Source organism: Kitasatospora sp. NPDC094019 (assembly GCF_044764505.1).
In the GTDB taxonomy this organism is placed as follows: Bacteria; Actinomycetota; Actinomycetes; order Streptomycetales; family Streptomycetaceae; genus Kitasatospora.
In genome coordinates, this window is record NZ_JBIWIF010000003.1 from 136,190 (window position 1) to 162,109 (window position 25,920).

28 protein-coding genes are annotated in these 25,920 nt (G+C 74.2%); 16 read left to right on the top strand and 12 right to left on the bottom strand.

Going from position 1 to position 25,920, the window contains the following annotated elements:
* Nucleotides 1-5 precede the first annotated feature (5 nt).
* Nucleotides 6-248 (bottom strand): WhiB family transcriptional regulator, encoded by a 243-nt coding sequence (locus ACIQ9P_RS08420; RefSeq protein ID WP_402351758.1) that lies wholly within the window; start codon nucleotides 246-248, stop codon nucleotides 6-8.
* A gap of 339 nt (nucleotides 249-587) precedes the next feature.
* Here ACIQ9P_RS08420 and ACIQ9P_RS08425 point away from each other — a divergent pair, with 339 nt between their 5' ends.
* From ACIQ9P_RS08425 to ACIQ9P_RS08435, 3 genes are all read left to right on the top strand, one after another.
* The gene (locus tag ACIQ9P_RS08425) at nucleotides 588-2,129 is read left to right on the top strand and encodes a TolB family protein (RefSeq protein WP_402351761.1); all 1,542 of its coding nucleotides are present in this window, start codon (nucleotides 588-590) and stop codon (nucleotides 2,127-2,129) included.
* Between the two features lie 121 nt (nucleotides 2,130-2,250).
* On the top strand, nucleotides 2,251-2,886 hold the full coding sequence (locus tag ACIQ9P_RS08430) for a TetR family transcriptional regulator (protein ID WP_402351764.1): 636 nt from the start codon (nucleotides 2,251-2,253) through the stop codon (nucleotides 2,884-2,886).
* Complete coding sequence (locus tag ACIQ9P_RS08435; RefSeq protein ID WP_402351767.1) at nucleotides 2,883-3,647, top strand: glucose 1-dehydrogenase; 765 nt, start codon at nucleotides 2,883-2,885, stop codon at nucleotides 3,645-3,647. Before ACIQ9P_RS08430 ends, ACIQ9P_RS08435 begins: the two co-directional genes overlap by 4 nt.
* A 101-nt stretch (nucleotides 3,648-3,748) precedes the next feature.
* On the opposite strand, the gene ACIQ9P_RS08440 is transcribed toward ACIQ9P_RS08435, so the two are convergent.
* Complete coding sequence (locus tag ACIQ9P_RS08440; protein ID WP_402351770.1) at nucleotides 3,749-5,020, bottom strand: cytochrome P450; 1,272 nt, start codon at nucleotides 5,018-5,020, stop codon at nucleotides 3,749-3,751.
* A gap of 401 nt (nucleotides 5,021-5,421) precedes the next feature.
* Between ACIQ9P_RS08440 and ACIQ9P_RS08445 the strand changes: the two genes are divergently transcribed.
* Both ACIQ9P_RS08445 and ACIQ9P_RS08450 read left to right on the top strand, forming a co-directional pair.
* The gene (locus tag ACIQ9P_RS08445) at nucleotides 5,422-7,059 is read left to right on the top strand and encodes an ABC-F family ATP-binding cassette domain-containing protein (RefSeq protein ID WP_402351773.1); all 1,638 of its coding nucleotides are present in this window, start codon (nucleotides 5,422-5,424) and stop codon (nucleotides 7,057-7,059) included.
* Nucleotides 7,060-7,229: 170 nt separating this feature from the next.
* Complete coding sequence (locus ACIQ9P_RS08450) at nucleotides 7,230-9,500, top strand: MMPL family transporter (RefSeq protein WP_402351776.1); 2,271 nt, start codon at nucleotides 7,230-7,232, stop codon at nucleotides 9,498-9,500.
* Here ACIQ9P_RS08450 and ACIQ9P_RS08455 read toward each other — a convergent pair.
* Nucleotides 9,497-10,585, bottom strand: coding sequence for a mechanosensitive ion channel family protein (locus tag ACIQ9P_RS08455; RefSeq protein WP_402351779.1), 1,089 nt, complete (start codon nucleotides 10,583-10,585; stop codon nucleotides 9,497-9,499). The two genes, ACIQ9P_RS08450 and ACIQ9P_RS08455, sit on opposite strands and share 4 nt — an antisense overlap.
* Before the next feature lie 202 nt (nucleotides 10,586-10,787).
* Here ACIQ9P_RS08455 and ACIQ9P_RS08460 point away from each other — a divergent pair, with 202 nt between their 5' ends.
* Complete coding sequence (locus ACIQ9P_RS08460; RefSeq protein ID WP_402351782.1) at nucleotides 10,788-11,156, top strand: PRC-barrel domain containing protein; 369 nt, start codon at nucleotides 10,788-10,790, stop codon at nucleotides 11,154-11,156.
* A gap of 103 nt (nucleotides 11,157-11,259) precedes the next feature.
* On the opposite strand, the gene ACIQ9P_RS08465 is transcribed toward ACIQ9P_RS08460, so the two are convergent.
* Together ACIQ9P_RS08465 and ACIQ9P_RS08470 are read right to left on the bottom strand one after the other, a co-directional pair.
* Entirely contained in the window at nucleotides 11,260-11,616 is a 357-nt protein-coding gene (locus ACIQ9P_RS08465; protein WP_402351785.1) for an STAS domain-containing protein, read from the bottom strand.
* Between the two features lie 10 nt (nucleotides 11,617-11,626).
* On the bottom strand, nucleotides 11,627-12,052 hold the full coding sequence (locus ACIQ9P_RS08470) for a hypothetical protein (protein ID WP_402351788.1): 426 nt from the start codon (nucleotides 12,050-12,052) through the stop codon (nucleotides 11,627-11,629).
* Nucleotides 12,053-12,119: 67 nt separating this feature from the next.
* Here ACIQ9P_RS08470 and ACIQ9P_RS08475 point away from each other — a divergent pair, with 67 nt between their 5' ends.
* On the top strand, nucleotides 12,120-12,569 hold the full coding sequence (locus ACIQ9P_RS08475; protein ID WP_402351792.1) for a MarR family transcriptional regulator: 450 nt from the start codon (nucleotides 12,120-12,122) through the stop codon (nucleotides 12,567-12,569).
* 89 nt (nucleotides 12,570-12,658) lie between these two features.
* Here the strand turns inward: ACIQ9P_RS08475 and ACIQ9P_RS08480 are convergent, their stop codons facing one another.
* On the bottom strand, nucleotides 12,659-12,829 hold the full coding sequence (locus ACIQ9P_RS08480; protein ID WP_402351795.1) for a hydrophobic protein: 171 nt from the start codon (nucleotides 12,827-12,829) through the stop codon (nucleotides 12,659-12,661).
* Nucleotides 12,830-13,035: 206 nt separating this feature from the next.
* Between ACIQ9P_RS08480 and ACIQ9P_RS08485 the strand changes: the two genes are divergently transcribed.
* From ACIQ9P_RS08485 to ACIQ9P_RS08515, 7 genes are all read left to right on the top strand, one after another.
* Nucleotides 13,036-13,428: a hypothetical protein gene (locus ACIQ9P_RS08485; protein WP_402351798.1), complete on the top strand. Its 393-nt coding sequence runs from the start codon at nucleotides 13,036-13,038 to the stop codon at nucleotides 13,426-13,428.
* Between the two features lie 124 nt (nucleotides 13,429-13,552).
* Complete coding sequence (locus ACIQ9P_RS08490) at nucleotides 13,553-14,449, top strand: RNA polymerase sigma factor SigF (RefSeq protein WP_402351800.1); 897 nt, start codon at nucleotides 13,553-13,555, stop codon at nucleotides 14,447-14,449.
* Nucleotides 14,450-14,614: 165 nt separating this feature from the next.
* The gene (locus ACIQ9P_RS08495; RefSeq protein WP_402351803.1) at nucleotides 14,615-15,013 is read left to right on the top strand and encodes an STAS domain-containing protein; all 399 of its coding nucleotides are present in this window, start codon (nucleotides 14,615-14,617) and stop codon (nucleotides 15,011-15,013) included.
* Nucleotides 15,014-15,123: 110 nt separating this feature from the next.
* Entirely contained in the window at nucleotides 15,124-15,591 is a 468-nt protein-coding gene (locus tag ACIQ9P_RS08500) for an ATP-binding protein (protein WP_402351806.1), read from the top strand.
* Between the two features lie 137 nt (nucleotides 15,592-15,728).
* A complete protein-coding gene (locus ACIQ9P_RS08505; protein ID WP_402351809.1) occupies nucleotides 15,729-16,124 on the top strand; it encodes an SsgA family sporulation/cell division regulator in 396 nt (131 codons plus the stop codon).
* Nucleotides 16,125-16,234: 110 nt separating this feature from the next.
* On the top strand, nucleotides 16,235-17,353 hold the full coding sequence (locus tag ACIQ9P_RS08510) for an SDR family oxidoreductase (protein ID WP_402351812.1): 1,119 nt from the start codon (nucleotides 16,235-16,237) through the stop codon (nucleotides 17,351-17,353).
* Between the two features lie 47 nt (nucleotides 17,354-17,400).
* Nucleotides 17,401-17,640: a hypothetical protein gene (locus ACIQ9P_RS08515; RefSeq protein WP_402351815.1), complete on the top strand. Its 240-nt coding sequence runs from the start codon at nucleotides 17,401-17,403 to the stop codon at nucleotides 17,638-17,640.
* A gap of 57 nt (nucleotides 17,641-17,697) precedes the next feature.
* On the opposite strand, the gene ACIQ9P_RS08520 is transcribed toward ACIQ9P_RS08515, so the two are convergent.
* Nucleotides 17,698-18,069: a low affinity iron permease family protein gene (locus ACIQ9P_RS08520; RefSeq protein WP_402351818.1), complete on the bottom strand. Its 372-nt coding sequence runs from the start codon at nucleotides 18,067-18,069 to the stop codon at nucleotides 17,698-17,700.
* Between the two features lie 193 nt (nucleotides 18,070-18,262).
* Nucleotides 18,263-19,756 (bottom strand): amidohydrolase family protein, encoded by a 1,494-nt coding sequence (locus ACIQ9P_RS08525; RefSeq protein ID WP_402352705.1) that lies wholly within the window; start codon nucleotides 19,754-19,756, stop codon nucleotides 18,263-18,265.
* 224 nt (nucleotides 19,757-19,980) lie between these two features.
* Between ACIQ9P_RS08525 and ACIQ9P_RS08530 the strand changes: the two genes are divergently transcribed.
* On the top strand, nucleotides 19,981-20,928 hold the full coding sequence (locus tag ACIQ9P_RS08530; RefSeq protein WP_402351821.1) for a helix-turn-helix domain-containing protein: 948 nt from the start codon (nucleotides 19,981-19,983) through the stop codon (nucleotides 20,926-20,928).
* Between the two features lie 93 nt (nucleotides 20,929-21,021).
* Here the strand turns inward: ACIQ9P_RS08530 and ACIQ9P_RS08535 are convergent, their stop codons facing one another.
* From ACIQ9P_RS08535 to ACIQ9P_RS08545, 3 genes are all read right to left on the bottom strand, one after another.
* Nucleotides 21,022-22,521, bottom strand: a complete 1,500-nt coding sequence (locus ACIQ9P_RS08535; RefSeq protein WP_402351823.1) for a tetratricopeptide repeat protein — start codon at nucleotides 22,519-22,521, stop codon at nucleotides 21,022-21,024.
* A gap of 137 nt (nucleotides 22,522-22,658) precedes the next feature.
* Nucleotides 22,659-23,477: a HEAT repeat domain-containing protein gene (locus ACIQ9P_RS08540; RefSeq protein WP_402351826.1), complete on the bottom strand. Its 819-nt coding sequence runs from the start codon at nucleotides 23,475-23,477 to the stop codon at nucleotides 22,659-22,661.
* Nucleotides 23,478-23,557: 80 nt separating this feature from the next.
* The gene (locus ACIQ9P_RS08545; protein WP_402351829.1) at nucleotides 23,558-24,163 is read right to left on the bottom strand and encodes a hypothetical protein; all 606 of its coding nucleotides are present in this window, start codon (nucleotides 24,161-24,163) and stop codon (nucleotides 23,558-23,560) included.
* A 114-nt stretch (nucleotides 24,164-24,277) separates the two neighbouring features.
* On the opposite strand from ACIQ9P_RS08545, the gene ACIQ9P_RS08550 reads away from it, so the two are divergent.
* Nucleotides 24,278-24,637 carry a hypothetical protein gene (locus tag ACIQ9P_RS08550; protein WP_402351832.1) on the top strand — a complete coding sequence of 120 codons (360 nt, stop codon included), beginning with the start codon at nucleotides 24,278-24,280 and terminating at the stop codon, nucleotides 24,635-24,637.
* A gap of 144 nt (nucleotides 24,638-24,781) precedes the next feature.
* On the opposite strand, the gene ACIQ9P_RS08555 is transcribed toward ACIQ9P_RS08550, so the two are convergent.
* Complete coding sequence (locus ACIQ9P_RS08555) at nucleotides 24,782-25,798, bottom strand: metallophosphoesterase family protein (protein ID WP_402351834.1); 1,017 nt, start codon at nucleotides 25,796-25,798, stop codon at nucleotides 24,782-24,784.
* Nucleotides 25,799-25,920: the final 122 nt, after the last annotated feature.

Here is a 25,920-nt window from a genome sequence, read left to right on the forward strand (position 1 = left end):
CGGGTTCACGCCCCGCGCCGGCGGATCGCACGGCGTTCCGTTTCCGTCGTCCCGCCCCAGATTCCCTCCACGGCGACGTTCAGCGCCCAGTCCAGACACTCCCGCGACACCGGACAACGGCCGCACACGGCCTTCGCCTCGTCGTTCTGCGCGAGTGTCTTGAAGCCGGTGCCGATGCCGATGGGAAAGAAGAGTTCGGGGTCCGTGCCCCGGCACCGGGCCGACTCGCGCCAGTTCGTCTCCCGCACGGTGTACTCCGTTCTCGCGGTCTCCTCCCCTATGACTGCGCAAGGGCGGCGATTGTGACATCGGCCGCCGGGGGGCGGTGGGAGGGTGCCACCGTTGGGCTGCTGCTCCGCGCGTCGGCGGCGGCGGACGGGCACCGCGACGGGGCGGCGCGACAGCCTGTCCGCCGGTGGAAGTCCAGCCCCAAGGTCAGGTAATAATTCGGCCCTATAAGTCAGTTGACGTATCTTTCACCCCGGATCCTCCTCGATCGTTGACGACCGGCCGCGCCGAGGATTGGCTTTCCCGAAAAGCCCGCCACCGGGAGGGAGCCCGGCCGGGCGACCTGAGGGGAAGACTTGATGACACGTACCAACCGGACGTCCCGCAACCGGTGGCTCGCGGGCGGCGGTGTGCTGGCCGCGGCCGCCGTGATCGCGGCCACCGCCGCTCCGGCCCAGGCCACGGCCCGGCCGGTGGCCCGCGACACCGTCCAGATCAGCAACGGGGTGAACGGCACCGCGCCCGACGGGCAGTCGTTCGGCCAGGGCGTCAGCGCCGACGGCCGCTTCGCCCTGTTCACCTCCTGGGGCACGAACCTGGTGGAACAGCCCAGCAAGGGCGGGCGCGACGCCTATGTGACGGATCTGCGCAACGGGCGCACGGAGCGGGTCAACCTCTCCGACTCGGACCAGCCGCTGGACGGCTTCACCGACTACGTGGCGATCAACGCCAACGGCCGGTACGTCGCCTTCGAGAGCGACTCCGAGGGCGTGACGGCCGACCCGAGGGTGACCGGACGCACCGAGGTGTACCTGCGGGACCGCCGGACCGGGCACACCGAACTGATCAGCGGCAGCGCGGCCAGGACCGACACCGACCAGTACCACGCCTCGTACGCGCCCTCGATCAGCGCGGACGGCCGGTACGTGGCGTTCGTGTCCTCCCGGACCGACCTGGACCCGACGGTGGTGGACACCGACCCCCCGGCGGACGGCGCCGACCCCTCGCTGGCCCGGCCGTACACCTGGAAGTACAACGTCTATCTCACCGACCGGCGGACCCACACCACCCGGCTGATCTCCCGGGACGTGAACGGCAAGCCGGGCGAGAGCCTCTCGGTGCACCCGACGATCAGCGCGGACGGCCGCACCATCGGCTTCTCCTCGCTCTCCGAGCTGCTGCCGCAGGACCAGCCCCCCGCCCCCGAGGACGTGGAGACGACCCCGGGCGCCGCCGAGGCCGCGCGCCGGATCGTTCCGCAGGGGGCCGCGGCGTCGCTCGCCTCCCACCCGACCGCCGCCACCTACTACGTCTACGACGTGCCCACCCGGCGTCTCACCGCCGTCAGCACGGGCACCGACGGCACGGTGGGCGTCTCCAGCTTCGCGGCGACCATCAGCCCCGACGGGCGGCGCGCGATCTACACCCTGGCCGAGCCCGGCGGCTCGACCAACGGTCACCGCTACCACACGGTGATCCACGTCCGGGACCTGCGGACGGGCACCGTGACCAAGGTCAGCGGCGGCCTGCCGGGCACCAGTTCGCTCGGCTCCTCGGACCACGGTTCGATCACCGCCGACAACCGCTGGCTCTACTTCGAGTCCGCCGCCGACAACCTGGTGGCCGGCCCGCAGCACACGGCCTGGGACATCTACCGCCAGGACCTGCGCACCGGCCGCACCGAGCGGGTCTCCACCGCCGCCGACGGCTCGCTCGGCAACGGTTCGTCGAACGAACCCTTCGTGGACGCCGCGGGCCGGACGGTGGTGTTCGGTTCGACCAGCCGCAACCTGGTGGACGGCCCCGGCGCTCCGGCGGCCGAGGACTCCCAGGCATTCGCCGCCTCCGTCGGGCACCACCGGGGCAACGGCGACGACCGGGGCGAGGACGACAGGGGCTGACGGATCCGGACGGGACAGGCCGGGGTACCCCGGCCTGTCCCCAGCCACGCGCCCCGGCACCGCCCGTCCCCGGTGACGGGCGCTTTTGCGATTAATAATGCCCAGTATTAATCTTGGGCGCATGGCAAGGACGTCGGCGGGCCACGAGACCCGCGAGAGGCTGCTCCGGGCGGCGGAGGAACTCTTCGCCACCCGGGGTGTGGAGGCTTCGCTCACCAAGGACATCGTCAGGCTGGCCGGACAGAGCAACCCGTCCGCCGTGCAGTACCACTTCGGCTCGCGCGAAGGGCTGCTGGACGCGATCATGGCCGCCCGGCAGGACCGCACCGAGCGGGCACTCGCGCCAAGGCTCCCCACCCTGGCCGAGCAGGACCTCCCCGGACTGCTCGACGCCCTGGTCACCGCCGAGGCCACCGAGCTGCGCACCGAGCAGGGACGGCGCTGCCTGCGGATCTCGGCGCAGGTCAGCCACAGCAGCGGGGTCCGCACCCGGACCCCGCACCCCACCCTCGCGGGCGGCGGCTACTGGCGGCTGATCGCGCTCACCGAGGAGCGGATCGCCGGCCTTCCGGAGCCGATCCGGCTGGAGCGGCTCGACCTCGCCCTGACCCTGATCGGCGCGGCGCTGGCCGACCGGGCGCGGCAGTACCTCGCCGCCGCCACCCCCCTGACGGACGAGGAGACCTTCCTCGCCGACCTGGTGGCGATGTCCGCCGCCATGCTCTCCGCCCCCACCCCCTCCAGGAGCACGTCATGAACGACCTGACCGGCAAGACCGTCATCATCACCGGTGGCGCCCAGGGCCTCGGCGCCGAGGCCGCGCGGCTGGCCGTCGCGGCCGGCGCCAACGTGGTCGTCACCGACGTGCTGGAGGAGGACGGCCTGGCCACCGTCGCCGAGCTGGGCGGACGGGCCCGGTTCGTGCGGCACGACGTGACCTCGGAGGAGGACTGGCAGCGCGTGGTGGACCACGCGGTGGCGGAGTTCGGCGCGGTCCACGGTCTGGTCAACAACGCGGGGATCTCCACCGGCACCCTGCTCGCGGACGAGAGCGTGGCGTACTTCCGCAAGGTGCTGGACGTCAACCTGACCGGTGTGTTCATCGGGATGAAGACGGTCGTCCCGGCGATGCGCGCGGCCGGCGGCGGCTCGATCGTCAACATCTCCTCGGCGGCCGGCCTGATGGGCCTCGCCCTGACCGCCGGCTACGGCGCCTCCAAGTGGGGCGTGCGCGGCCTCAGCAAGATCGGCGCGGTCGAGCTTGGCACCGAGCGGATCCGGGTCAACTCGGTGCACCCGGGCATGACCTACACCCCGATGACGGCGGCGGTCGGCATAAAGCAGGGTGAGGGCAACTACCCCAACACCCCGATGGCCCGCGTCGGCGAGGCCCCCGAGATCGCCACCGCCGTGGTGTACCTGCTCTCCGACGACGCGTCCTACGTGACCGGCGCCGAACTCGCGGTGGACGGCGGCTGGACCACCGGGCCGACCGTGAAGTACGTCATGGGGCAGTGAGCCCGGCCCCTCCTCAGGAGCCCGCCGCGCGCCGCGCCCCCGGGGGGGACGTTCCCGGGGGCGCGGCGCGCGGCGGCCCGTCGTCCTCCTGCTCGCCGTACCTACCGCACCCCCTCCAGCAGCACCGGGAGCTCGCGGTGCCCGTTGGAGATCAGCGACTCGACCGGCCGCAGCTCGGTGTCCGGGGCGAGGGCGAGGTCCGGGAACCGCTCGAAGAGCAGGCGCAGCGCGGTGGCCCCCTCCAGCCGGGCCAGTGGGGCGCCGAGGCAGAAGTGCGGGCCGTGGCCGAAGGCCAGGTGCTCCTTGACCGCGCGGGCGACGTCGAAGACGGCGCCGTCCTCGCCGTAGCGGACGGGGTGGCGGCCGGCGGCGGCGTAGGAGGCCAGGATCGGATCGCCCTTGCGCAGGACCGTCCCGCCGGGCAGCTCGATGTCCTCGACGGCGTAGCGCAGCGGCAGGTGCGCGACGGGCGCGTCGCGGCGCAGCGCCTCCTCGACCACGTCGCCCCAGCCGACCTTGCCGTTGCGGACCAGGGCGAGCTGTTCCGGGTGGGTGAGCAGCGCGGCGATGGCGTTGTCGATCAGGTTGACGGTGGTCTCGTAGCCGGCCGAGACGACCAGCAGCAGGGTGTCGCGGAGTTCCTCCTCCGTCAGCGCCGAGGCGCCGGCGGCCCCGCCCGACCCCTCCGCCCCGCCCGACCCGTCCTCCCCGCCCTCGCCGTCGCCGGTGTCCCGGGCGGCGATCAGCAACGAGGTCATGTCGTCGGCGGGCTCGCGGCGCTTGGTGGCGATCAGCTCGTCCAGCATGCCGTAGAAGGTCGTCAGGTTGGCGACGGCCTCCTCGACGGTGCGGGTGGTGTCGAAGACCCGGTCGACAGTGGTGCGGAAGCTGTCCGCGAGGGCGTCCGGGAGTCCCAGCAGCCGGGCGATGACCTGGATGGGCAGCCGGTAGGCGAGGTGTTCGCGCAGGTCGACGGGGGTGCCGGCCGGCATCGCGGCCAGCTCGTCGAGCAGGACGGCGGTCAGTTGCTCGACCTGCTCGGTCATGGCGTTGATCCGGCGGACCGAGAACGCGGTGCCGACCAGTCGGCGCAGCCGCCGGTGCTCCGCGCCGTGGGCGGTGAACATGTTGCGGGCCGCCACCCAGACCGCCAGCGGCCAGGTCGGGACGACCTCGGCGAAGTCCGGCCAGTGCTGCAGGCCGTCCTTGGACACCCGGGGGTCCTTGAGCAGCTCCTCCAGCAGCTCCGGATCGGCCACCGCCCAGGCCCGCACCCCCAGGATGTCGATGGGCGTCGCCGGACCGCGTTCGAACAGCTCGGCGGTCTCGGCGTCGCGGTCGCGACCGGTCGGGTCCAGCACGAGTCGTTCCACGGGGGCTCCTTCGGTCGGGTGACGCGGGCGCGCGGCGGTCGGGCCGCGCACGGGGACGAGCATGCCGCCGCGGGCCGGTCGCGTCGAGAGGGCCTGTGCCGCCCGGACGGTGACGGCTCGTCAGGTGCCCGGGGCCCCCGGCGGCGTAAATCGGGTGGCAGCCGACATCCCCGACTGTTAGCCTGCCGGGACCGTTGATCTTTTCTGTGATCACTTCCTCAAGGAGACCGGACATGGTGGTGGACGACGACATCTCCGGGTGATACCCGGAGCCGACAGGCCGCTCGCCGGTGCGCCGAAGCACCGCTGCCGCGGCCAGCTTGTCGTCCCCTTCTCCCCTTTGTCCGGCACCCCGGGCGGGTGTGTGCTGCCCCGCCCCGTCACTCCGCGAGGTCACCGCCATGTCCGGCGCTTCCGTCGTCTGCACCAACCTGTCCTTCTCCTGGCCCGACGACACCCCCGTCGTCCAGGACCTCTCCTTCGCCGTCGGCCCCGGCCGGACCGGCCTGGTCGCGCCGAACGGCAGCGGCAAGAGCACCCTGCTCCGGCTCCTCGCCGGTGACCTGCTTCCCTCCGCCGGGTCGGTGACCGTGGACGGCCTCCTCGGGTACCTCCCGCAGTCCCTCCCGCTGACCGCCGGGCTCACCGTCGCCGAGGTCCTCGGCGTCGCCGACGTGATCCGGTCCATCGACGCGGTGGAGGCCGGGGACGTCGACGAGCGGCACTTCACCGTCATCGGCGAGGACTGGGACATCGAGGAGCGCACCCGCGACCGGCTCGACCGCCTCGGCCTGGGCCACCTCGCCCTGGACCGTGACCTGGACACCCTCAGCGGCGGCCAGATCGTCTCGCTGGGCCTGGCCGGCCAGCTGCTGCGGCGCCCCGACGTGCTGCTGCTCGACGAGCCCACCAACAACCTCGACCGCGAGGCCCGGCACCGGCTCTACGACGCCCTGGACGACTTCCACGGCTGCCTGTTGCTGGTCAGCCACGACCGCGAGCTGCTCGACCGGACGGACCGGATCGCCGAGCTCGACCGGGGCGGGCTGCACTTCCACGGCGGCAACTTCACCGCGTACGAGGAGGCCGTCCGGGCCGGGCAGGAGGCCGCGGAGCGCAACGTCCGCAGCGCCGAGCAGGAGCTGAAGCGGGAGAAGCGGGAGCTTCAGCAGGCCCGTGAGCGGGCCGAGCGCCGGCAGAGCAACGCCGCCCGCAACCTGAAGAACGCCGGGCTGCCCAAGATCTTCGCCGGCACCATGAAGCGCGGCGCGCAGGAGGCCGCCGGCCGTTCCGGCCAGGTGCACGCCGGCCGGGTCGACGAGGCCAGGGCGCGGCTGGACGAGGCCGGGCGGGCGCTGCGCGACGAGCAGCGGATCGTCGTGGAGCTGCCGGACACCCAGGTGCCGGCCGGCCGCACCCTGTTCCTCGGCGAGGGGCTGCGGGTCCGGCTCGGCGGGCGGGAGCTGTTCGCCGGCCCCGGCGTCGACCTGACCGTCCGGGGTCCGGAGCGGATCGCGCTGACGGGGTCGAACGGTTCGGGCAAGACCACCCTGCTGCGGCTGCTCGACGGGAGCCTCACCCCGGACGGCGGCACCACCCGTCGGGCCGAGGGCCGGATCGCCCGGCTGTCCCAGCGGCTGGACCTGCTCGACCCGGACCGCACGGTCGCGGAGAACTTCGCCGCGGCCGCCCCGGAGCGGCCGGAGGCCGAGCGGATGAACCTGCTGGCCCGGTTCCTGTTCCGGGGTGCCGGCGCCCACCTGCCGGTCGGGCTGCTGTCCGGCGGCGAGCTGCTGCGCGCCACCCTCGCCTGCGTGCTGTGCGCGGCCCCGGCGCCGCACCTGCTGCTCCTGGACGAGCCGACGAACAACCTCGACCTGGTGAGCGTCGGCCGGCTGGAGAGCGCGCTGAACGCCTACCGGGGTGCCTTCGTGGTGATCAGCCACGACGAGCGGTTCCTGGAGCGGATCGGGGTGACCCGCAGGCTGCACCTGTCCGACGGCGGGCTGCGCGAGGCGGCGGCTCCCTCCGCGTCCTGACCCGGCCGCCGGGGTGGAGGGTCCGGCAGGTCGGCCCCTCCACCCCGGCCGCGCCCGGCCCCGGCACCGCCGGCGGGGCGACTACCGGCGAGTACGGGCGTGGGCGGCGCGGCGGCCCGGGGACGCTGCTCCGGATCGGTGCACAACCACGCCGAAGACCGGGAGCCTTCATGCCGCCGTCCGATCCGCCGTCCGATCCCCGGGCCACGCCGCCGTCCGGCCGCCGCGGCCCCTCCGCCGCCGCGCCGACGGCCAAGCGCGCGGGGCTGCGCCGGCTGGGTGAGTGGTGCGCCCGCCACTCCGTGCTGGTCATCGTGCTGTGGATCGTGGCGCTGGCCGCCGTCCAGACGGCGAACAAGACCGTCGGCGGCGAGTACTCGGACGACTTCTCGCTCCCCGGCTCCCAGGCGCAGCAGGGCCAGCAGGTCCTCCAGGCGCATGTCCCGGCGGCCGCCGGCACCAGTTCCCAGGTGGTGCTGCACGACGCCCAGCCGCTCACCGGCTTCGCCCCGCAGGTGTCCCAGGCGATCGGCTCGCTGACCCAGCTGCCGCACGTGCTGGGCGCGCAGAGCCCGCTGCCGCCCGCCGGGCAGCCCGCCCCGCCCGGCGGACCGCTGGCCGCGGACGGCCTGACCGGCTACATCACCGTCCGCTTCGACACCAATCCGACCCTCCTCGACCCGGACTACCTGGACGGCGTGGACGCGGCGGTGGCCCCGCTGCGGGAGGCCGGCGTCCAGGTCGAGTACGGCGGGCCGCTGGGCGAGCTGGCCCAGCCGGAACCGGACGACCGGCTCAGCGAGGTGATCGGCTTCGCGGTGGCGATCGTCGTGCTGCTGGTCGGCTTCCGCAGCGCGATCGCGGCCGGGCTGCCCCTGGTGACGGCGCTGTTCGCGGCGGTGGTCGGCCTGGGCGCGCTGGGACTGATCGCGGCCCTGTCCACCTTCGCGACCGTCGCGCCCACCCTGGCGACCATGATCGGCATCGGGGTCGGCATCGACTACGCGCTGTTCCTGCTCACCCGGCACAGACAGAACCTGATGGACGGGGTGGACCCGGTCGCGTCGGCCGGGCAGGCGGTGGCCACCAGCGGCCGGGCGGTGCTGGTCTCCGGCTGCACCGTGATCATCGCGCTGTCCGGGCTGTCGGTGTCGGGCATCTCCTTCATGGCCAAGCTCGGGATCGCCGCCGCGGTCACCGTGGTGTCGGCGGTGCTCGGCGCGCTCACCCTGCTGCCGGCGCTGATGGGTCTGATCGGCCGCCGGATGGACCGGATCACGGTCGGCCGCCCGATCGCCGAGAGCAACGGTGAGGAGGGCGCCGAGACCGGCGTCTGGCACCGCTACGCCCGCCGGGTCGAGCGGCGCCCCTGGTGGTACCTGATCGCCGGCGTGGTCGCGCTCGGGATCCTGGCGATCCCGCTGTTCTCCATCCAGCTCGGCCACATCGGGGACGGCGCCGACTCCACCGACTTCACCGACCGGCGCGCCTACGACCTGATGTCGGAAGCCTTCGGCCCCGGCTCGAACGGCCCGCTGACCCTCGTCGTCGACCAGTCGGCCGTGCCCGCCGAGAACCGGCCGGGCGTCCAGAGCGCCGTGCAGCAGGCCCTCACCGGACTGCCCGGCGCGGCCAGCGTCGGCCCGCTGCAGCTCAGCCCGGACGGCGTGGTGCTGTTCAACACCGTCGTCCCCGCCACCTCGCCGCAGGAGCGGGCCACCACCGACCTGGTCAACAACCTGTCGGACACCGTGCTGCCGGACTCGGTCACCGGCACCGGCGCCAGGACCTACGTCACCGGCAACACCGCCGCCCAGGTGGACTTCCTGGACATCGTGTCGAGCCGGCTGGTGCTGATCATCGCGGTGGTGGTCGGACTCGCCTTCCTGATCATCCTCGCCGTCTTCCGCGGCCTGCTGGTCGCCGTCAAGGCGGCCGTGCTCAATCTGCTGTCGATCGCCGCCTCCTACGGGGTCCTGGTTGCGGTGTTCCAGTGGGGCTGGGGCGGCCCGGCCCTCGGGGTGAACGGCGACGTCCCGATCGAGAGCTACGTGCCGATGATGATGTTCGCGATCGTCTTCGGGCTGAGCATGGACTACGAGATCTTCCTGCTCTCCCGGGTGCACGAGGCGTGGCTGCGCACCGGCCGCAGCCAGGACGCCGTCGCCCACGCCCTGGAGATCACCGCCCGGGTGATCTCCTGCGCCGCGCTGATCATGGTGAGCGTCTTCGCCGCCTTCATCGTCAGCGACAACATCGTGATCAAGATGATGGGCCTCGGCCTTGCCGTCAGCGTGCTGGTGGACGCCACCATCGTCCGTCTGCTGCTCGTCCCGGCGGTGATGACCCTGCTCGGCTCCGCCGCCTGGTGGACCCCCCGCTTCCTCGACCGGATCCTCCCCCACATCGACGCCGAGGGCGAGGGCGAGCGGGCCGCCTAAGCCTCCCCCCGAGCCCCCTCCTCCGGCCCGGTCCCCCAGCGCGGGGGGACCGGGCCGGGTGCCGCGTCGGTCACGGCGACCCGGGGCAGGGCGTACGGGAAGTTGTCCCGCAGGTACCCGATCAGGTGCTCGCGCAGGCGGCAGCGGAGCTCGAAGGCGTCCTCGGCGTTCGCGGCGGTCGCCAGCGCCCGGACCACGATCGTGGTGGGCGTGGTGTCGACCACCTGGAGGGCGCTGCCCTCGCCGTCCCAGAGCGGCTCCCCGGACAGGAAGGCGTCGAACTCCTCGCGCAGCTTCCCGACCGGGGCGTGGTGGTCGAGGTGGAGCAGCGCCGTGCCGGTGATCCGGCTGGTCCGGCGGGACCAGTTCTCGAACGGACGGCCCACGAAGTACGACATCGGCATGACGATCCGCCGCTGGTCCCAGGTGGCGATGACCACCGCCGTCAGCGTGATCTCCTCCACCGTCCCCCACTCCCCCGCGACCACGACCACGTCGCCGATCCGGGCCAGGTCGCCGAACGCCATCTGGACACCCGCGAAGACGTTGCCGAGCGTGCTCTGCGCCGCCACCCCCGCCACCAGTCCGACCAGCCCCGCCGAGGCGAGCAGGCTCGTCCCGACCCCGCGCACCGCCGGGAAGGTCATCAGGATCGCGCCCAGCGTCGCCAGGGCCACGACCGCCTGGCAGATCCGGCCCAGCAGATCGGCCTGGGTCCGGGCCCGGCCAGCCCACGCCGGGTCACGGCGGTGCACCGCGAGCCGCACGGTCCCGTCCACCAGCAGCGCCACCACCCGGGCACCGAGCCAGCCGCCGGCGGCGATCGCCAGGATCACCACCAGGTGCCGCAGCGCGTCCCCGGCGGTGGGCGGCGCGTCGATCCACGGCAGCGCGCCGAGCAGGAGCAGGCACGCCGTCAGCGCCAGCAGCGGCCGCCGGCACCGGGCCAGCACCCGCGGCACCCCGGTCGCCCCGCCGTCGGTGCTCACCCGCCGCACCAGCGACCGCTCGGCCCGGTCCAGGCCGTACGCGAGCAGCACCGCCGTGAGCGCCGCCACCAGCAGTCGTACCGGACTCCACCCCATGTCCCGCTCTCCCGTCCGCTCCACCGCCGGGCCACCGCGCCCGGTCCGCCGCCTCGCCTTTCCCGCCCGGGCCGGGGCACACCTTCCCGGCAGCCGCCCGCCGGGAAGGTGGCATGGATTCCGCGGACCGGGGCACCCGAGCGGCGAAGGCCAACCCGACCGGGCGCACCACCGGCCCGAACGACGGAAGGGAGAAGGACACATGAGCGAGGGCGTCAACCTCTGGCAGTTCCGTGACACTTCCGGCCACACCGCCGGGACCGACCTGATCGGATTCCACGTGGAGGCCGTGGACGGCTCCGTCGGCAAGGTGGACCGCCTCTCCGAGGCGATGGGTTCGCAGTACATGGTCGTCGACACCGGCCCGTGGATCTTCGGCCGCCTGGTGCTGCTCCCCGCCGGCACGGTGATCCGGATCGAGATCGGCGAACAGAAGGTCTACATCGACCGCACGAAGGACGACGTCAAGAACAGCCCCACCCTGGGCGTCGACGACACCGACCGCGGCCCCGACTTCCAGGACCGCTACGCCCTCTACTACAGCCCGTTCTACGGCGGCCGCCGCTTCTGACCGGCCCCTGCGCCGCGGGCCCGGGGCCGCCTGTCCGTCGGGCGGCCCCGGGCCCGCCCGCGTGGCGGCGGCCGGCCGGTCCCGCCGGGCGCGGGCCAGGTCCTCAGGTGGGCAGCCGGTGCGACCGCAGGGCCTCGTCGACGGTGGCGTGGACGACGAACAGGGTGTCGGTCTCGGTGAGTTCCAGGGTCCGGACGGTCCGCGGCGACGGAGCGACCAGCACGAGCGGGACGCCCTCGGCCAGCGCGCGGCGGCGGGCGATCAGGAGCAGGTTGAGGCCGGTGGAGGTGAACAGCTCGACGCCGGCGAGGTCGACGGCGAGCAGGGCCGGCCGGCTGTCGAAGGCGGCCGCGAGCGTCCGGGCCGCGACCGGCTCGCTGTCCAGGGTCATGTCGCCGGCGAAGACGCACACCAGCGCGTCGCCGATCCGGACGGTCTCCGCCCTCATGGAGGCCAGCACGTGCTGCTCCTCACGCCGGAGAAGGGGACGGAGAAGGGGACGAGGACGGAGCAGCGGACTGGCCGGGCAGTCGGACGGCGCCGGTGGCGGGCTCGGGGAGCCCGGCCGCGATCCGCTCCAGCCCGTGCCACAGGTCGAGCGCCCGCTCGTGCAGTCCCGCTGCGGAACTGCCGGCCTCCACCGCGCCGAGGTAGGCGTCGATGCCGGTGACGGCGTGGCGCACCTGCCTTCGAAGGGGTTCCACCCGGCCCGCGTTCTCGCCGTGCTCGCCGGGAGCGCCGACGCGTTCGGCCAGCAGGTGTTCGAGCCGCGCAAGACCTTCCCTACTGATCGGGTCCACGTACATCACCTCCGGTCGGGCGGCCGCCGCGCGGATCCGCTGCGGAAGCGGTACCGGGGCGGCGGTCCCTCCACTGTTGGCCCGATCGGCAGACATGTCAACCATTGCACGAATTCGCTGTCGTGTTTCAGCAGTCGTGAATGATCCGTCCTATGGTGGAGGGATGGAGAACGGCGCGGGGACCGAGCGGCAGTGGACCTTCCTGACCAACCACGCCCGCGTGCTGGTCCAGATCGCCCGCGACCCCGGCATCCGGGTGCGGGACATCGCGGACCTGTGCCTGCTGACCGAGCGCGCCGTGCAGCGGATCATCACCGACCTCGAACAGGCCGGCTACCTGAGCCACGAGCGCCGCGGCCGCGCCAACCACTACAGCGTGATCGCCAGCAAGCAGCTGCGGCATCCGGCCGACGCCGGTCCGACGGTCTCCGAACTCCTCGCCACCCTGCTGCGCTGGCCCGCCGACGGGCACCGGGCCGAGGCAGGCTCCGGTCCGACGGCGTCCCTCCCGGCCGTGCCCCTCCCGGCCGCAACCGTCCCGGCGGCGTCCCTCCCGGCCGTCTCGCTCCCGGCGCCGTCCACGGCGGCACCCGAACCGCCGTCCGCGCACTGACGCGAGAACCCCGGCTCCGCCGCGTCCCGGACACGCCGGTGCCCGTCGGCCGGGCGGCCGACGGGCACCGGAGGTGTGGCGCGGAGCGGCTACCAGCGGTACCACCGCCCCCGACTGCCGGTGGACGTGGTACCCCGGGCGATGAAGCCGAGCAGCCAGACGGCGAGCACGACCAGGCCGACCCACCACAGCACCTTCAGTGCGAAGCCGAGGCCGAACAGGAGGAGGACGAGAAGGAGGACCAGAATCAGGCCGAACACTGCGGACTCCTCACGTTGGGGAACGGTTCACGGCTCGGGTGCCCCGGTTCCGCCGGATCATGCCCCGCCCTACGACGCCCCGCCGTTCGCCCGGTTCCGCCGGCCCGTCTCCCGGGCCGGGATCGCCAGTGCCCGTTACGGGCGGTGACTTCGGGGCATACGGGGGCCGACCGGGGAAGCGTCCGACGGGCGGGAGGCGATCGGCGGTGCTGTGGGTGTGGATGGGAGTGCTCGGCGGATACGGACTCGGCGCGGTGGTGACGGCCCGCACCGTCTTCGAACGCGGCAGGGCCTGCTACCTCGACGGAAGCGCCGGGGGCTCGGCGGGCGGACGCTCGGTGGCCGAGTTCGAGCGCCGGGAGCGTCAGCACGTCGAGGCGGTCGCCCTGTTCGCCGGGGTGCTGTGGGTGACCGTCGTCCCCGTGCTGCTGCTCAGGCGCCTCGTCGCCGGGCCGGGTCCGGGCGGAGCGGACCCGCAGGCGGTCCGGGATCGGATCGAGGAGCTGGAACGCACCCTGGGCATGGGCGCGTACGAGAACGGCGGCCCGGCCGCCGGGCCGTGGCCGCCCCCGTCCGGGCCCGGCCTCCGGCGTCCGTGAGACTCGACACGGCGCACGCAGGTTCGAATCGATCCTTCACGAATCATTCACATGAGAAGTGGGCGTGGAAACCGCGGGAGCGGGTACCGGGGGACGGACCGCAGCACCGAGGGAAAGGACCGGCATGGCCACGACCAGTGACAACATCCTCCTTGCCACGCCCGAGCACCGGACCGGCCCGTCGACGGCCGCCGCACCCGCCCCGACCCGGACGGCTTTCCCGGAGCTCGCCGGTGTCGAGGACCCCCGGGAGGTCGCACCGGCCGACGCCCGGGAGCTCACCCGGACGCTCCTGGCCCGGCTCTCCACCCTGGAGGAGGGCACCCGCGAGTACTCCTACGTGCGCTCCACCCTGGTCGAAATGAACCTGTCGCTGGTCCGGTTCGTGATCCGCCGCTTCGGCTCGCACCGCGAGAGCGCGGACGACCTGCTCCAGGTCGGCGCGGTCGGCCTGATCAAGGCGATCGACCGTTTCGACGCCGACCACGGCGTGGAGTTCACCACCTTCGCCGTCCCGACCATCCTGGGCGAGATACGCCGCCACTTCCGCGACACCACCTGGGCCGTCCACGTGCCGCGGCGGCTGCAGGAACTGCGGATCACGCTCGCCAGGGCCCAGGAGGCGCTCTCCCAGCGCCTGGACCGGGCCCCGACCGTCGCCGAACTCGCCGAGCACCTGTCCCTGTCGCCGGAGGAGGTCGTCGAGGGCCTCACCGCGGCCAACGCGCACGACACCGACTCCATCGACCTGGTCGGCGGCCGCGACGACGAGGGCACCAGCCCGCTCGCGGACCGCCTCGGCGACCAGGACCACCGGCTCGACCTGGTCGAGGACCTGGTGTCCCTCCAGCCGCTCGTGGCCGCGCTGCCCGAGCGGGACCGCCTGATCCTGTCCATGCGCTTCACCCAGGACATGACGCAGTCCCAGATCGGTGCCCGCCTCGGCCTGTCCCAGATGCACGTGTCACGCCTGCTCAGCCGCACGCTCCAGCAGCTGCGGCGCGGCCTCGACGGCGGCTGAGCGGGCCGCGGTACCCGGCCGCCGGACACCACCCGTGTCCGGCGGCCGCCGTTCGACCGGACCACGCCGGGTGCGTGAGTCCGTGCCGACCACCGTCGCGGGACAGCCGTCGCGAGGACGGCCGTGGAGGGGACAGTGGAGGGGACATCCGTGGAGGGAACGACCATGCCGGCCCAGAACGACCCAGCAGCCGCCCTGCGCGAGGCCGTCGGCGCGGCCGGAACCGGCGTCGCCGGGCTGCGGTCGGTCGCCGACCGCGCCGCCGTGTGCGTACTCGTGGGCGACCTCGACATCGAGACCCTCGCCCCGGCCGAACAGGCCCTCGACGAGGCGCTGCGGACCGCTCCGCGGGTCCTCGTGGTCGACCTCGAACAGGTCGCCTTCTGCGACTCCTCCGGCCTCAACCTGCTGCTGAAGGCCCGGATGGGAGCCGTCGCGGCCGGCGCCGAGCTGCGCCTCGCGGCCGCCTCCCCCACCGTGCTGCGACTGCTGGAGCTGACCGGCGCCAACACGGTGTTCCCACTCCACCCGTCGGTCGCGGACGCGCTCGCCGCACCCCGGTGAACGCGGGTGACGGACGAGCGGCGTGGCGCGATCGGGGCACGCGGTGCATGAACCGGAGCCGGACGGGAAGCAGACCGACGGAGAGCGCCGAACCGAAGGGGAACCCGTTCATGAACACTCGCCGGGAAACCCTGGACGAGACGCGCACCACGGTCGGGTCCGTCCGGGCGGTGCTGCCCGCCGGCGGACACCAGCGCCGCCGGATGCCCTTCGCCGGGCAGCACAAGCCCGTCGCCCGGGCCAGGGAGTTCACCCGCGCCGCGCTCGCCGACTGGGCCTGGCCCGAGGCCGGTGACGTCGTCCTGCTGGTCGCCGAACTCGCCGCGAACGCCGTGCTCCACACCGACGGCCCGCTCGAACTCGTCCTCGACCTCTCCCCCGCGCGACTGCGGATCGAGGTCAGCGACACCTCCCCGGCCCTGCCCGCGCCGCGCCGCCCGCACCACCCCGGCCTGCCCGGCGGACACGGCCTGTACATCGTCCAGCAGGCGAGCGACCGCTGGGGCGTGGTACCGCACGAGCGGGGCAAGACCGTCTGGGCCGAGATCGACGCCCGGCCCGTCGCCGTCCGCTTCTGACGCACCTGGCGATCCCACCACGCGGGGCGCGGAGCTCCCACGGCCGGATCCGATGACCCCTTCGTACGGGACCAGCGGTGTGAAGGGCCGTCCGCGGGGCACACGGCGACTACCGCAGGCGAGAGGGAGGGCAAGGCATGGACAACGTGTCCGCACGCGTGGTGATGCGACTGATCACCGACGGCACGCACAGCCGGGAGTTCGCCGTCGAGTGCCACTACAGCCCGGACAACCCCTACGCCGTCCGCCTGGAATTCGGCGCGGCCGCGCACGACGCGGTCTGGGTGCTGTCCCGCGAACTGCTGCTTCGCGGGCTGCGCGGGCCGGCCGGCGAGGGCGACGTCCACATCGAGCCCGGCGCGGACGACACCCTGTTCGTCGCCCTGCGCGGCCAGGACGGGACCGCGCTGCTGGACGTCCCGTACGGCCCGCTCGCGCGGTTCCTCACCGCGACCGAGGAACTCGTCCCCGCCGGTCGCGAGCCCGCGCACCTGGACTGGGACCGCTGGCTCACGGAACTCCTGTCCGCCTGACTGCTCCGGACCGGGAGGTGTTCGGCGTCCACCGCGTGCCCGCGCCCGCCGGGGCCGCCGCCTCCGGAATCCCCTGGTTTGCCTCCCCGGATCGGGGACAGGCGGGGAGCATGGAAGATCTGGAACCCACGGCCCGCACCGTCGTGATCACCGGGGCGAGCGCGGGCATCGGCCGCGCCTGCGTCGCGGCCTTCGCCGCCCGCGGGGACCGCCTCGCGCTGATCGCCCGGGGCCGGGCCGGACTGGACGCGGCGGAGCGCGAGGCCAGACTCGCGGGCGCCGCCGAGGTCATCACCGTCGAGACGGACGTCGCCGACGCGCAGGCCCTGGAGACGGCCGCCCGGCTGGCCGAGGAGGAGCTCGGCCCGATCGACGTCTGGGTCAACACCGCCTTCGCGTCCGTCCTCGCCCCCGTCACCGAGATCACCCCCGAGGAGTTCCGGCGGGTCACCGAGGTCAGCTACCTCGGCTACGTCTTCGCCACCCGGACCGCCCTGGCCCGGATGCTGCCCCGGGGCACCGGCGTGGTCGTCCAGGTCGGCTCGGCGGCCGCCTACCGCGGCATCCCGTACCGGAGCGCCTGCAGCGGGACCGAGCACGCCGTCCAGGGCTTCAACGAGGCGGTCCGGTGCGAACTGCTCGCCTCGGGCACCCGGGTGCGCACCACCATGGTGCAGATGCCCGCCGTGAACACCCCGCAGTTCGACTGGGCCCGCTCCCGCCTCCCGGAGCGGCCGCGGCCGGTGACGCCGGTCTTCCAGCCCGAGGTGGCCGCCCGCGCCGTGCTGTTCGCGGCGGACCACCCGGGCCGGCGGGAGTACTGGGTCGGCAGCAGCACGGTGGCCACCCTGGTCGCGAACGCCGTCGTGCCCGGTCTCCTGGACCGCTACCTGGCGCACACCGGGCGCTCCTCCCAGCAGGACGGCCGCGGGCGCCGGACCGGGGCGCCGAACAACCTGTTCTCCCCGGTGGACGGCGGACGGGACTTCGGGGCGCACGGCCGGTTCGACCACCTGGCCCGCGACCGCAGTGTCCAGCAGCGCGCCTCGCACGCCCTCGTCGGACTCGCCGGTCGGGCGCGCCGGGCCGCCGGCCGGGTGGCGACGGGCGGTCGCCCCAGGATTCCGCGCCCCCGGATCCTGGGGCGCGGAATCCTGGGCCCACGCTCCCCGCGCTCGGCCCCGGGAACGGAAGGAGTGACCATGCCGCCGCCGGACGCCCCGGGCTGACCGGGCAGGAACCGCACACGTCCCCGATCGACAGGAGATCAGCACCCATGGGCACCGTCCCCGTCCCGCAGGACCCCGACCTCACCCCGACACCGCCGCCCGCGCCGCCGGTGCCGCCGACACCGCCGGAGCCGGGCCGGCCGCCCATGACCCCCGACCCGCCGGCCCCGCCCGGCCGGCCCGTCCCGCCCGAGCCGCCGGAGCCGCAGCCCGAACCGGACCCGGACCAGCCTGCCCCCGACCGGACCGACCCCGGGCGACACAGCCCCGCCGAACCGCCGGACTGACGGACACCCCGCTCCGGCCCGCCCCGACCCGGGCGGGCCGGGGGTGACGCTTTCTTCCTAGAGGCGCTCCTCCATCCGGACGGCGGCCCTGAGGTCCTCGTGCGCCTGGCCCGGCTCGCCCTCCTGCTGTTCGAGCAGGGCCCGGGCGATCGCGTCCAGTTTGCGCTGGACGGCGTGCTCCGCCCGCCGCTCGGCGTTCTTCAGCATGGCCAGCAGCAACAGCGTCACCGCCGCCATCGAGTCGCCCACCAGGATCTGCCACTCGATCGGCAGCCCCGCCAGGTGGACCGCGAAGAACGCCACCACCAGCCCCAGGCAGAGCACCGCGAACACCGGGGAACTGGTGAAGTTCGACGACAGCTCGGCGAACCGCTCGAACCGTCCGCGCCGCCCCTCCGTCCCCTTGCGTGCCGGGTGCTGGAATGTCATGGCCCCGCTCCTCTCCGCCCTCGCCCACCAGGTCCGCCCACGCCCACCGGGCCGTGGGCGGACTCGTCGCGTTCGCCCGGGTACGGGCCGGGCCCGACCCGTCCCGCAGCGTGTGCCCCGTTCACGGGCGGGCAGTCGGCCCGCGGGTCCCCGACCCCGCCCCGGAGGGACCGGCCGCCGCCACGGCGCGTGGCTACCGGCCTCCGCCGGGCGCGTCCGCCGCAGCGGCAGCAGCAGCCGCCGCGCGGTAGACGTGCTCGCGGGAGGCCACCGCCACCGCCCGGAGGGCCGGGAGGTCGACGTCCAGCAGGCGCCCGGCCCACTTGCGGACCCGGCCGGCGATCAGGACCGTGTCGATGTTGCGGGCGTCCGCGCCGAGGACGACCGTGCCGATGGGGTCGTTCAGCGGGAGGTTGTTGATCTCGTCGGCGGTGATCATCAGGAGGTCGGCCTGCTTGCCCGGCGTGAGCGTGCCCGTCGTCGCACCGAGACCGACGGTGGCCGCGCCCTGGCGGGTGGCGAAGTCCAGCACGTCGACGGTGGTGATCCGGTCGCCGATCCGGTCCGCCGACCCGACCGCGCCGGGAGTCGCGCGCGCGGCGTGGACGGCATGGACGGCGCGCATCCGCTGGATCGCGTGCAGCGCCCGCATCTGGGTGAACATGTCGCCCGCCAGAGCCACTTCGACATCGAGGCCCAGGCCGGGCCGGACGCCCGCCGCCAGGGCCTCGTCCACCGCCGGGACGGCGTCCTCCAGACCGATCTGGGCCTCGGAGGTCGGGGCGAGCGACACCCGGGTGCCGCTCGCCCCGATCGCCCGCCACGCCTCACCGGTCAGCCCGGTGGCGTGGATCAGGGTCAGCCGTTCGCCGAGCAGGCCCTCGCGCTCCCAGTCGAGCACGGCCGCGGAGGAGGGCCGGCCGAACACCGCGTCCACGCTGACGCCGAGACCCAGCTCGTCGGCGACGCGGGCCAGCTCCGGGCCGTACGCCAGTGCGGGGCCGGCGATCTCCGCCGTCGCCAGGGCCGCCAGACGGAAGGTGACCAGCCCGCCGCCGAACCGGTCGGCCAACCGGCCGAGGTCGGCCGGCCACTGCCGGTCCCAGTCGCCGAAGTGCGGCCCCATCGCCGCGTGGATCCCGCGGATCCCGCTGTCCAGCAGGGCCTGCACCGCCGCGTCGGAGTGGGCGGCCGTACGGGAGTTGTGCGAGAAGTCGAGCATCGTGGTGATGCCCGCGTCGACGGCGCCGAGGGCGGCCAGCCTCGTCCCCACGTACATGTCCTCGGGACGGTACGCGGGCGCGTACCGGGCCAGTGTGGTACCCACGTAGCCCGCCAGGTCGTCGACGTCGGGGATGATCCGGCGCAACTGGCCCTGCCAGGCGTGGCGGTGGGTGTCGACGAACCCGGGCACCAGGACCGTGCCGGAGGCGTCGACGACCACCGCGTCCGCCGCAGCGCCGCCCGCCCGCAGATCGGGGCCGACGGCGGCGACCGTGCTCCCGGCCACCAGCAGATCGCCGGTGGCCAGGGTGCCGAGGGCGGGGTCCATGGTGACGACGGTGGCGCCGGTGAACAGGATGCGCCGCGCCGGGTCGCCGTCGGAGCGGCGCAGCAGGTCGAGCAGGGCGGGCCGGGCGGTGTCGGTGGGGCGGTGGACGGGGTGAACAGGGTGGACGGGGTGCACGGTGGTCCGTTCGTCGGAAGGGGCGGCGGGCGTCCGGCGGGTATCGGGCACGTGCGTTCGAGGGTGCGCCGGGCACGGGCCGGGGAGGGGGCGAGGCAGGTCGTTGCTCACGGCCCCCACGCTGGCACCGGGTCCCGACCCGCTCCAGGCCGCGCTGTTCCTGGGTGCGGCCCACCCCCGCTCAGGGCTTCGCACCGCCCCGGCCGCCCCGTAGCCTCGCCCGCATGCACACCGACGAACCCCCTCGCCCGCCCGGGCACCCCGACCGACGGCGGGTGGAGGACCCACGGGACGACCGGTCCCCGGACGGGACCCCACGCCACGACGACCGGCCGCGGGCCGGGCGGGCCGGGACCCGCGACAACCCCCTCGGCGAGTACCTGCGGGCCCGCCGGGAACAGCTCACCCCGGACCGGGTGGGCATCCCGCGGGTAGGCCACCGGCGCGTCCCCGGGCTGCGCCGCGAGGAGGTCGCCGTGCTGGCGGGCGTCAGCACCGACTACTACACCCGGCTGGAACAGGGCCGCGAACGCGGTCCCTCCCCCCAGTTGTTGAACGCGGTGGCCCGTGCCCTCCGCCTCGACGAGCACGCCGCCGCGCACCTGCTCCGGCTCGCCGCCCCGCGTCCCGCCCATCGGCCCGCCCGCCGGGCCTCCGAGCTGCCGTCACCCGCGCTGCGGCAACTCCTGGACAGCCTGGACACCCCCGCCCTCGTGGTCGGCACGGCCCTGGACGTCCTCGCCCTCAACCGGCTCGCGGCGACCCTGTACACGGCCTTCGCCCCGGTGGACAACCTGGTCCGGATGACCTTCCTCGACCCGGCCGCCCGCAGCTTCCACCGCGACTGGGACCGTGCCGCCCACGACGCCGTCGCCGCCCTGCGCGCGGCCGCCGGCCGTGATCGCGAGGACCGTCGACTGATCGAACTTGTCGGCGAACTCTCCTTGAAGAGCCAGGAGTTCGGTCGCCTGTGGGCCCGCCACGACGTGCACGGCAAAACCGGCGGCGGCAAACCGGTCCACCACCCGCGGATCGGCGACCTGGACCTGCGCTACGAGACGCTGACGGTCAACAGCGCCCCGGGCCAGCAGCTCGTGGTCTACCAGGCCGCGCCCGGGAGCCCGTCCGCCGAGGGCCTGCTGCTGCTCCGCGCGCTGACCCCGGACTCCTGACCAGGGTCTCCCGAATCCCGACTTCTGACCCCCGACACCCGACGGCCCGACGAGCCGACGACCCGCCGGCTGTTTCCCCCTGAGCCTCGGACGTCAGCTCCGGGCGGCGTGGATCGCGCGGCTCTTGCGGGACTTGACCGTCTGCGGGTGGAACTGGCCCAGCACCCGGTGCCGGTCGGCCGCGACCTGCTCCAGCAGCCGCGCCGCCTCCCCGTGGTGCCCGGCCTCGCCCAGGTTGCAGGCGTGGTTGTGGCGGGCGGTGAGGGTGTGCGGGTGGTCCGGGCCGAGGACGCGACCCCGGTCGGCCGCCACGGCCGCCAGCAGCCGCGCCGCCTCCCCCCGGAACCCGGCCTCGCCCAGGTAGTAGGCGTGGTTGTGCCGGCTGGTGAGGGTGTGCGGGTGGTCCGGCCCCAGCGCGTGGTGCCGGTCGGCCGCGACCTGCTCCAGCAGCCGCGCCGCCTCCCGGTACTGCCCGGCCTCGCCCAGGTTGTACGCCTGGTTGTTGCGTGCCCTGAGCGTGTCGGCGTGGGCCGTGCCCAGCAACCGGGCCCGGCCGTCGGCCACCTGCGCGAACAGGGCCGCCGCCTCGTTGTGGCGACCCTCCCGGCCGAGGGAGCCGGCCAGCTCGTGGGTCGTCGTCAGTTCGGCCGCGGTGGGCGGCCGAACTGCCGGGGCCGGGGGCGAGGGCCGATCGAGCAGAGTGGCCGGTCCGGTGGCGACGGGGGCGGCCGGACCGGCGACAGCGGCCCGCAGCGCCTCGGCCACGGCGGAGGCCGTGGCGGGACGGTCCGCCGGATCCTTGGCCAGCAGCCGCAGGACGACGCGGTCGAGGCCGTCGGGCAGGTCGGGCCGGTGGTACCGCAGCGGCACGGGCCGCCCGTTCAGATGGGCAGCCACCTCGGCGTACGGGTTGTCGTGGAACCCGAAGGGCGGGGCGCCGGTGAGGAGTACGTACAGCACGCAGCCGAGGGAGTAGAGGTCGGCGCGGCCGTCGACCCGCAGGCCCTCGGCCTGCTCCGGGGCCATGTACCCCGGGGTGCCGAAGCCGCCGCTCCCGGTGGGGGTGAGCCGGGTGTGGCCGGCCATCAGGTAGGCGGCGATCCCGAAGTCGAGCACCACGACCGTTTCCGCGCCGTCCGGATGCCGGGCCAGGAAGAGGTTCGCGGGCTTGATGTCCCGGTGCGCGACGTCGACCGCGTGGGCGGCGGCCAGCGCGTTGCAGATCTGCACGCCCCACTCCACGACCTGGGCCGGGTCGAAGCGTTGGCCCGAGCGCAGGGCAGCGGCGACGGACCGGCCGGTGAGCAGGCTCATCACGACGTAGGGCGTCGCCAGACCGGCCTCCCGGTGGATGCCGTAGTCGTGCACGCCGATGATGTTCGGGTGCTGGAGCCGCGCGGTGATGCGGGCCTCCCGCTCGAAGCGGGCCTGCGCCTCCTGGTCCTCCAGGCCGTCGATCCGGGGCAGCAGGACCTTGACGGCGACGTCCCGTTGCAGCCGGGTGTCCTGGGCGGCCCAGACCGCTCCCATCCCACCGGTGCCGATGCAACACTCCATCCGGTACCGGTCGTTGATCATCAGGCCGTGCCGCATCCGCTCCCCCACCCCGAGTCCCGTCCGGCACACCGTAGTGGGCGCGAACGGCCCCGCGCACACGCGTCCGGGGTTCCCGGCCGGCGGGCCCGGGCCCGCCTCGGGCTCGGGTTTCCCGGCCGGCCCCCGCACGGGCCCTACCGACCGCGCCTCAGCCCCTCCGCCCGCGCCACCGCCTCACGGACCTCCGGGTCCGGATCGTCGGCGAGGGCGACCAGCAGCTCGGCGGTCCCGGGGGTGCGCCATTCGCCGACGGCCCACACCAGGGATTCCCGGACCTCGGGGTCGGGGTGGGCGGCGAGGTGCGCGAGTTCGGCGATCGGGCCCCGTCGGCGCCGGAGCATCATGAACCAGTCCAGGACCGCCTGCAGTTCGGCCGGATCGCCCGGGTCCCCGGCGGCGGCGAGGCGGGCGAGCAGCACACCGGTCGGCGGCGGCGGGCCGTCCAGCGGGTGCGTGAGCCGCTCGCGCAGCCGCCGGGCCCCGTACCCGCCACGCACCCGGCACCCGTAGCAGGTGCAGGGCCGGGTGCCGTGCGCGTCGGGCCGGTACCGCCAGCCCACCACCTGGGGCGCGGCGCGGACCCGGTGCATCTCTCCCGCCCCGATCGCCCGGGGCACGAACACCTCCCACCCGCGCGGGTCGTCCAGCGCGGCGATCCGCCGGACCGCCTCGGCCGCGGGGACCGCGGCCTGGGTGCCCTGCCGCCGGTCCCCGTAGTGCCCGACCAGCACCGGCTGGGCGTCGTCCAGCCGGACGTGCACCGCCACCCGTCCGCCCCGCCGGTCGAACCGGCCGAGCTCGCGCATCCACTGGTGGGTGAGCGTGTACGACGGCAGCACCGGGAAGACGTACACCCCGCGTGCGCCGCCCTGGCCGTGACTGGCCGCGCGGATCCCGGCCCGCCGGATGCGCGGTGCGTCGGCCGCCGCCGTCAGGTGCACAAACATCGCCATGGCTCGGCATGCTAGGCGATCGGAGCCGCCGAGCGCGGGGAATTGTTCGCCGGTCCGCACCCGCCGCGAGCGGAGGGAGCTCAGCGGTGGTTCAGCACTCCCTCCGCCAGCGGCGCGAACAACACGCCCCAGTTGCCCGGCAGATGTCGCACCGCCGTGTCGAGGTGGAAGCGCACGACCGTCCACTCGTCGGGTCGCGCGCCCGTCCCGTGCTCCCGCACGGCCTCGAGGCAGTGGTCGACGAACTCCGTGTCCTCGTCGTCGAACCCGAGGCGCTCGTACGCCTCCCGCACCTCCGGCGCCTCCTCGAACCAGTCGTCCCAGCCGGTGGCCGCCCCCAGCAGGTAGAGCAGGTGGCTGCCGGCCGTCGGCAGACCGGCCCGCAGGTCCGCGAGGACGACGGTCCGGTCCGCGTCGTCACCGGCGAGCGCCGAGCCGTCGACCGCCAGGGCGACCAGGCCGTCCCAGTAGGCGGCGTCGTGCCTGCCGGTGGTCTGGCGCAGGTACTCGCTCGCGAAGGCGGACATCGCGCCGGGATCGTCGATCAGCGGGGAGAGCACCAGGTCGCTCGTGAAGTCGAAGCCGAAGAAGTACCGCCGCCCGTCGACGGTGAGCGACTCCACGCCGCCGACGTGGCCGATCCGGTCGGGCAGCGGGGGGAAACGCTTCAGGATGTCCTGTTCCATGCCGCGGACGATAGTCCTGCCGACCGACACCCGCCCGGGCCGGTGCCCCCGTCGGGCCGCGCGGGCACCGCGGAGCCCGCGGGGATGTCGGGCCCCTCCCCTACCGTCCTGCCCATGACTCAGATGACGACGAACCCGCCGTCCGACGGCACCGTGCTGACCCACCCGGACACCGGCGGCCACCCCGCCCTCGACGGCGCCCCGATCGCACGCGTCACCGGCACGCTGCGCGCCTGTCTGGTCGAACTGGCCACCCACCTCGACCCACCCGGTGCGGCGGCCGACCCCGACGGCGCGGCGTGCGACGCCCTGCGGCTGCTGGCCGCCGCCGCCCACGACACCGCCGAGGCGGGCGAGGAACGCGGCCTGCTCTTCGTCACACCGCCGGTCGCCCAGTTGGGGCGCCGTCCGGTGTGGCTGTGGCGGGGCGAGGACGGGACGATCACCGCCGGCTTCCCGGCCGACTTCCGCTGACGCCCCGGGCCGCACTGTCCCCCGGGCCGAGCGGGTGCCGACGGCGCGGCGGCCGCCCCGCTGGGGGGCGGCCGCCGGGCACCGACCGCCGGACACCGACTGCCGGGTGGAGGGCGCCGGGTACGGGCCGCCGGGTACAGGCCGTCAGCTGCGGTTGGCCAGCGGTACGGTCGCCCGCTTCATCCAGGTGCCGGTCGCGTAGTCACGTGCCGAGATGACGACACGGTCCCGGTACACCTCCACCTGGAGGCCCTGGTTGAAATGTCCGGGGACGGTCGACTCGCCGCCCTGCCCGTTGTCGACGAAACCGGTCTGCACGGCACCGGTGTTGACCACCGAGAAGCCGTCGAGGTTGGCGGTGCCGGGCACCACGCGGCGCACGTACCAGTCGGAGAGGCCGAGGTCCCAGTGGGTGTGGCCGCTGAAGAGGAACACGTCGCGGTGGCGCCCCAGGATGCCGAGGAGCCGGTCGGCCTGGAGGTAGTCGCTCAGGTAGATCTTGCTGCGGGTGCCGGAGACGGTGTTGGGCAAGGGGTGGTGCGTGATCACCATGACCGGCTTGCGCCGCCGCGCCCAGTACTGCAGGCGGTCCTCCAGCCACTGGAACTGCGCCTCACTGATCCACACCTCGTCCCACAGCGAGCTGTCGTGGTACCTCATGTACCGCTCGGTGCCGAGGGTCAGCACCGGGACGCCGCCGAACGACGTCTCCGCGTAGACCGCGGACCGCCGGGCGAAGCGGTAGAAGCTGCGGAAGAGGGAGTCCTCGGTGGTGCCGTTGGGCCAGGTGCTCTGGGCGAGCGTGTTCGGGTCGGACCACTTCGGCACGTAGAACTCGTGGTTGCCGATCGCCCAGGCCACCTCGCGCGGCTTGGGGCCCTGGTCCAGCACCTTCTGGACCTCGGCGTACTCGAAGTCGTAGCCGCGCGGCGTGATGTCGCCGGCGACGGCCAGACCCGAGGAGCGCGGGTTGGTGGACCTGATGTCCCGGAGAGCCTGGGCGAAGTCACCGAGGTCGCCCTGGATGTCGCTGATGACGTTGAAGGTGGTGACGAGCCCGCCGCCGTCGCCGGCGGCGGGCGCCGCCTCCGCGGTGCCCTGGGCGAGTCCTCCGAGAACCAGCGCTCCGGCGGTCGCACCGAGCAGGGATCTGCGTTCCATGGTCGTTCCCTTCGACTTTCGCACCGGGCGAGGGGAGTTCGCCTCCGCGCGATCGGACCAGACCCGTTATCAGTATGCGATCGAGTGGGCGGCCAGATGAACGGCTGCTGACGACCGCCCCA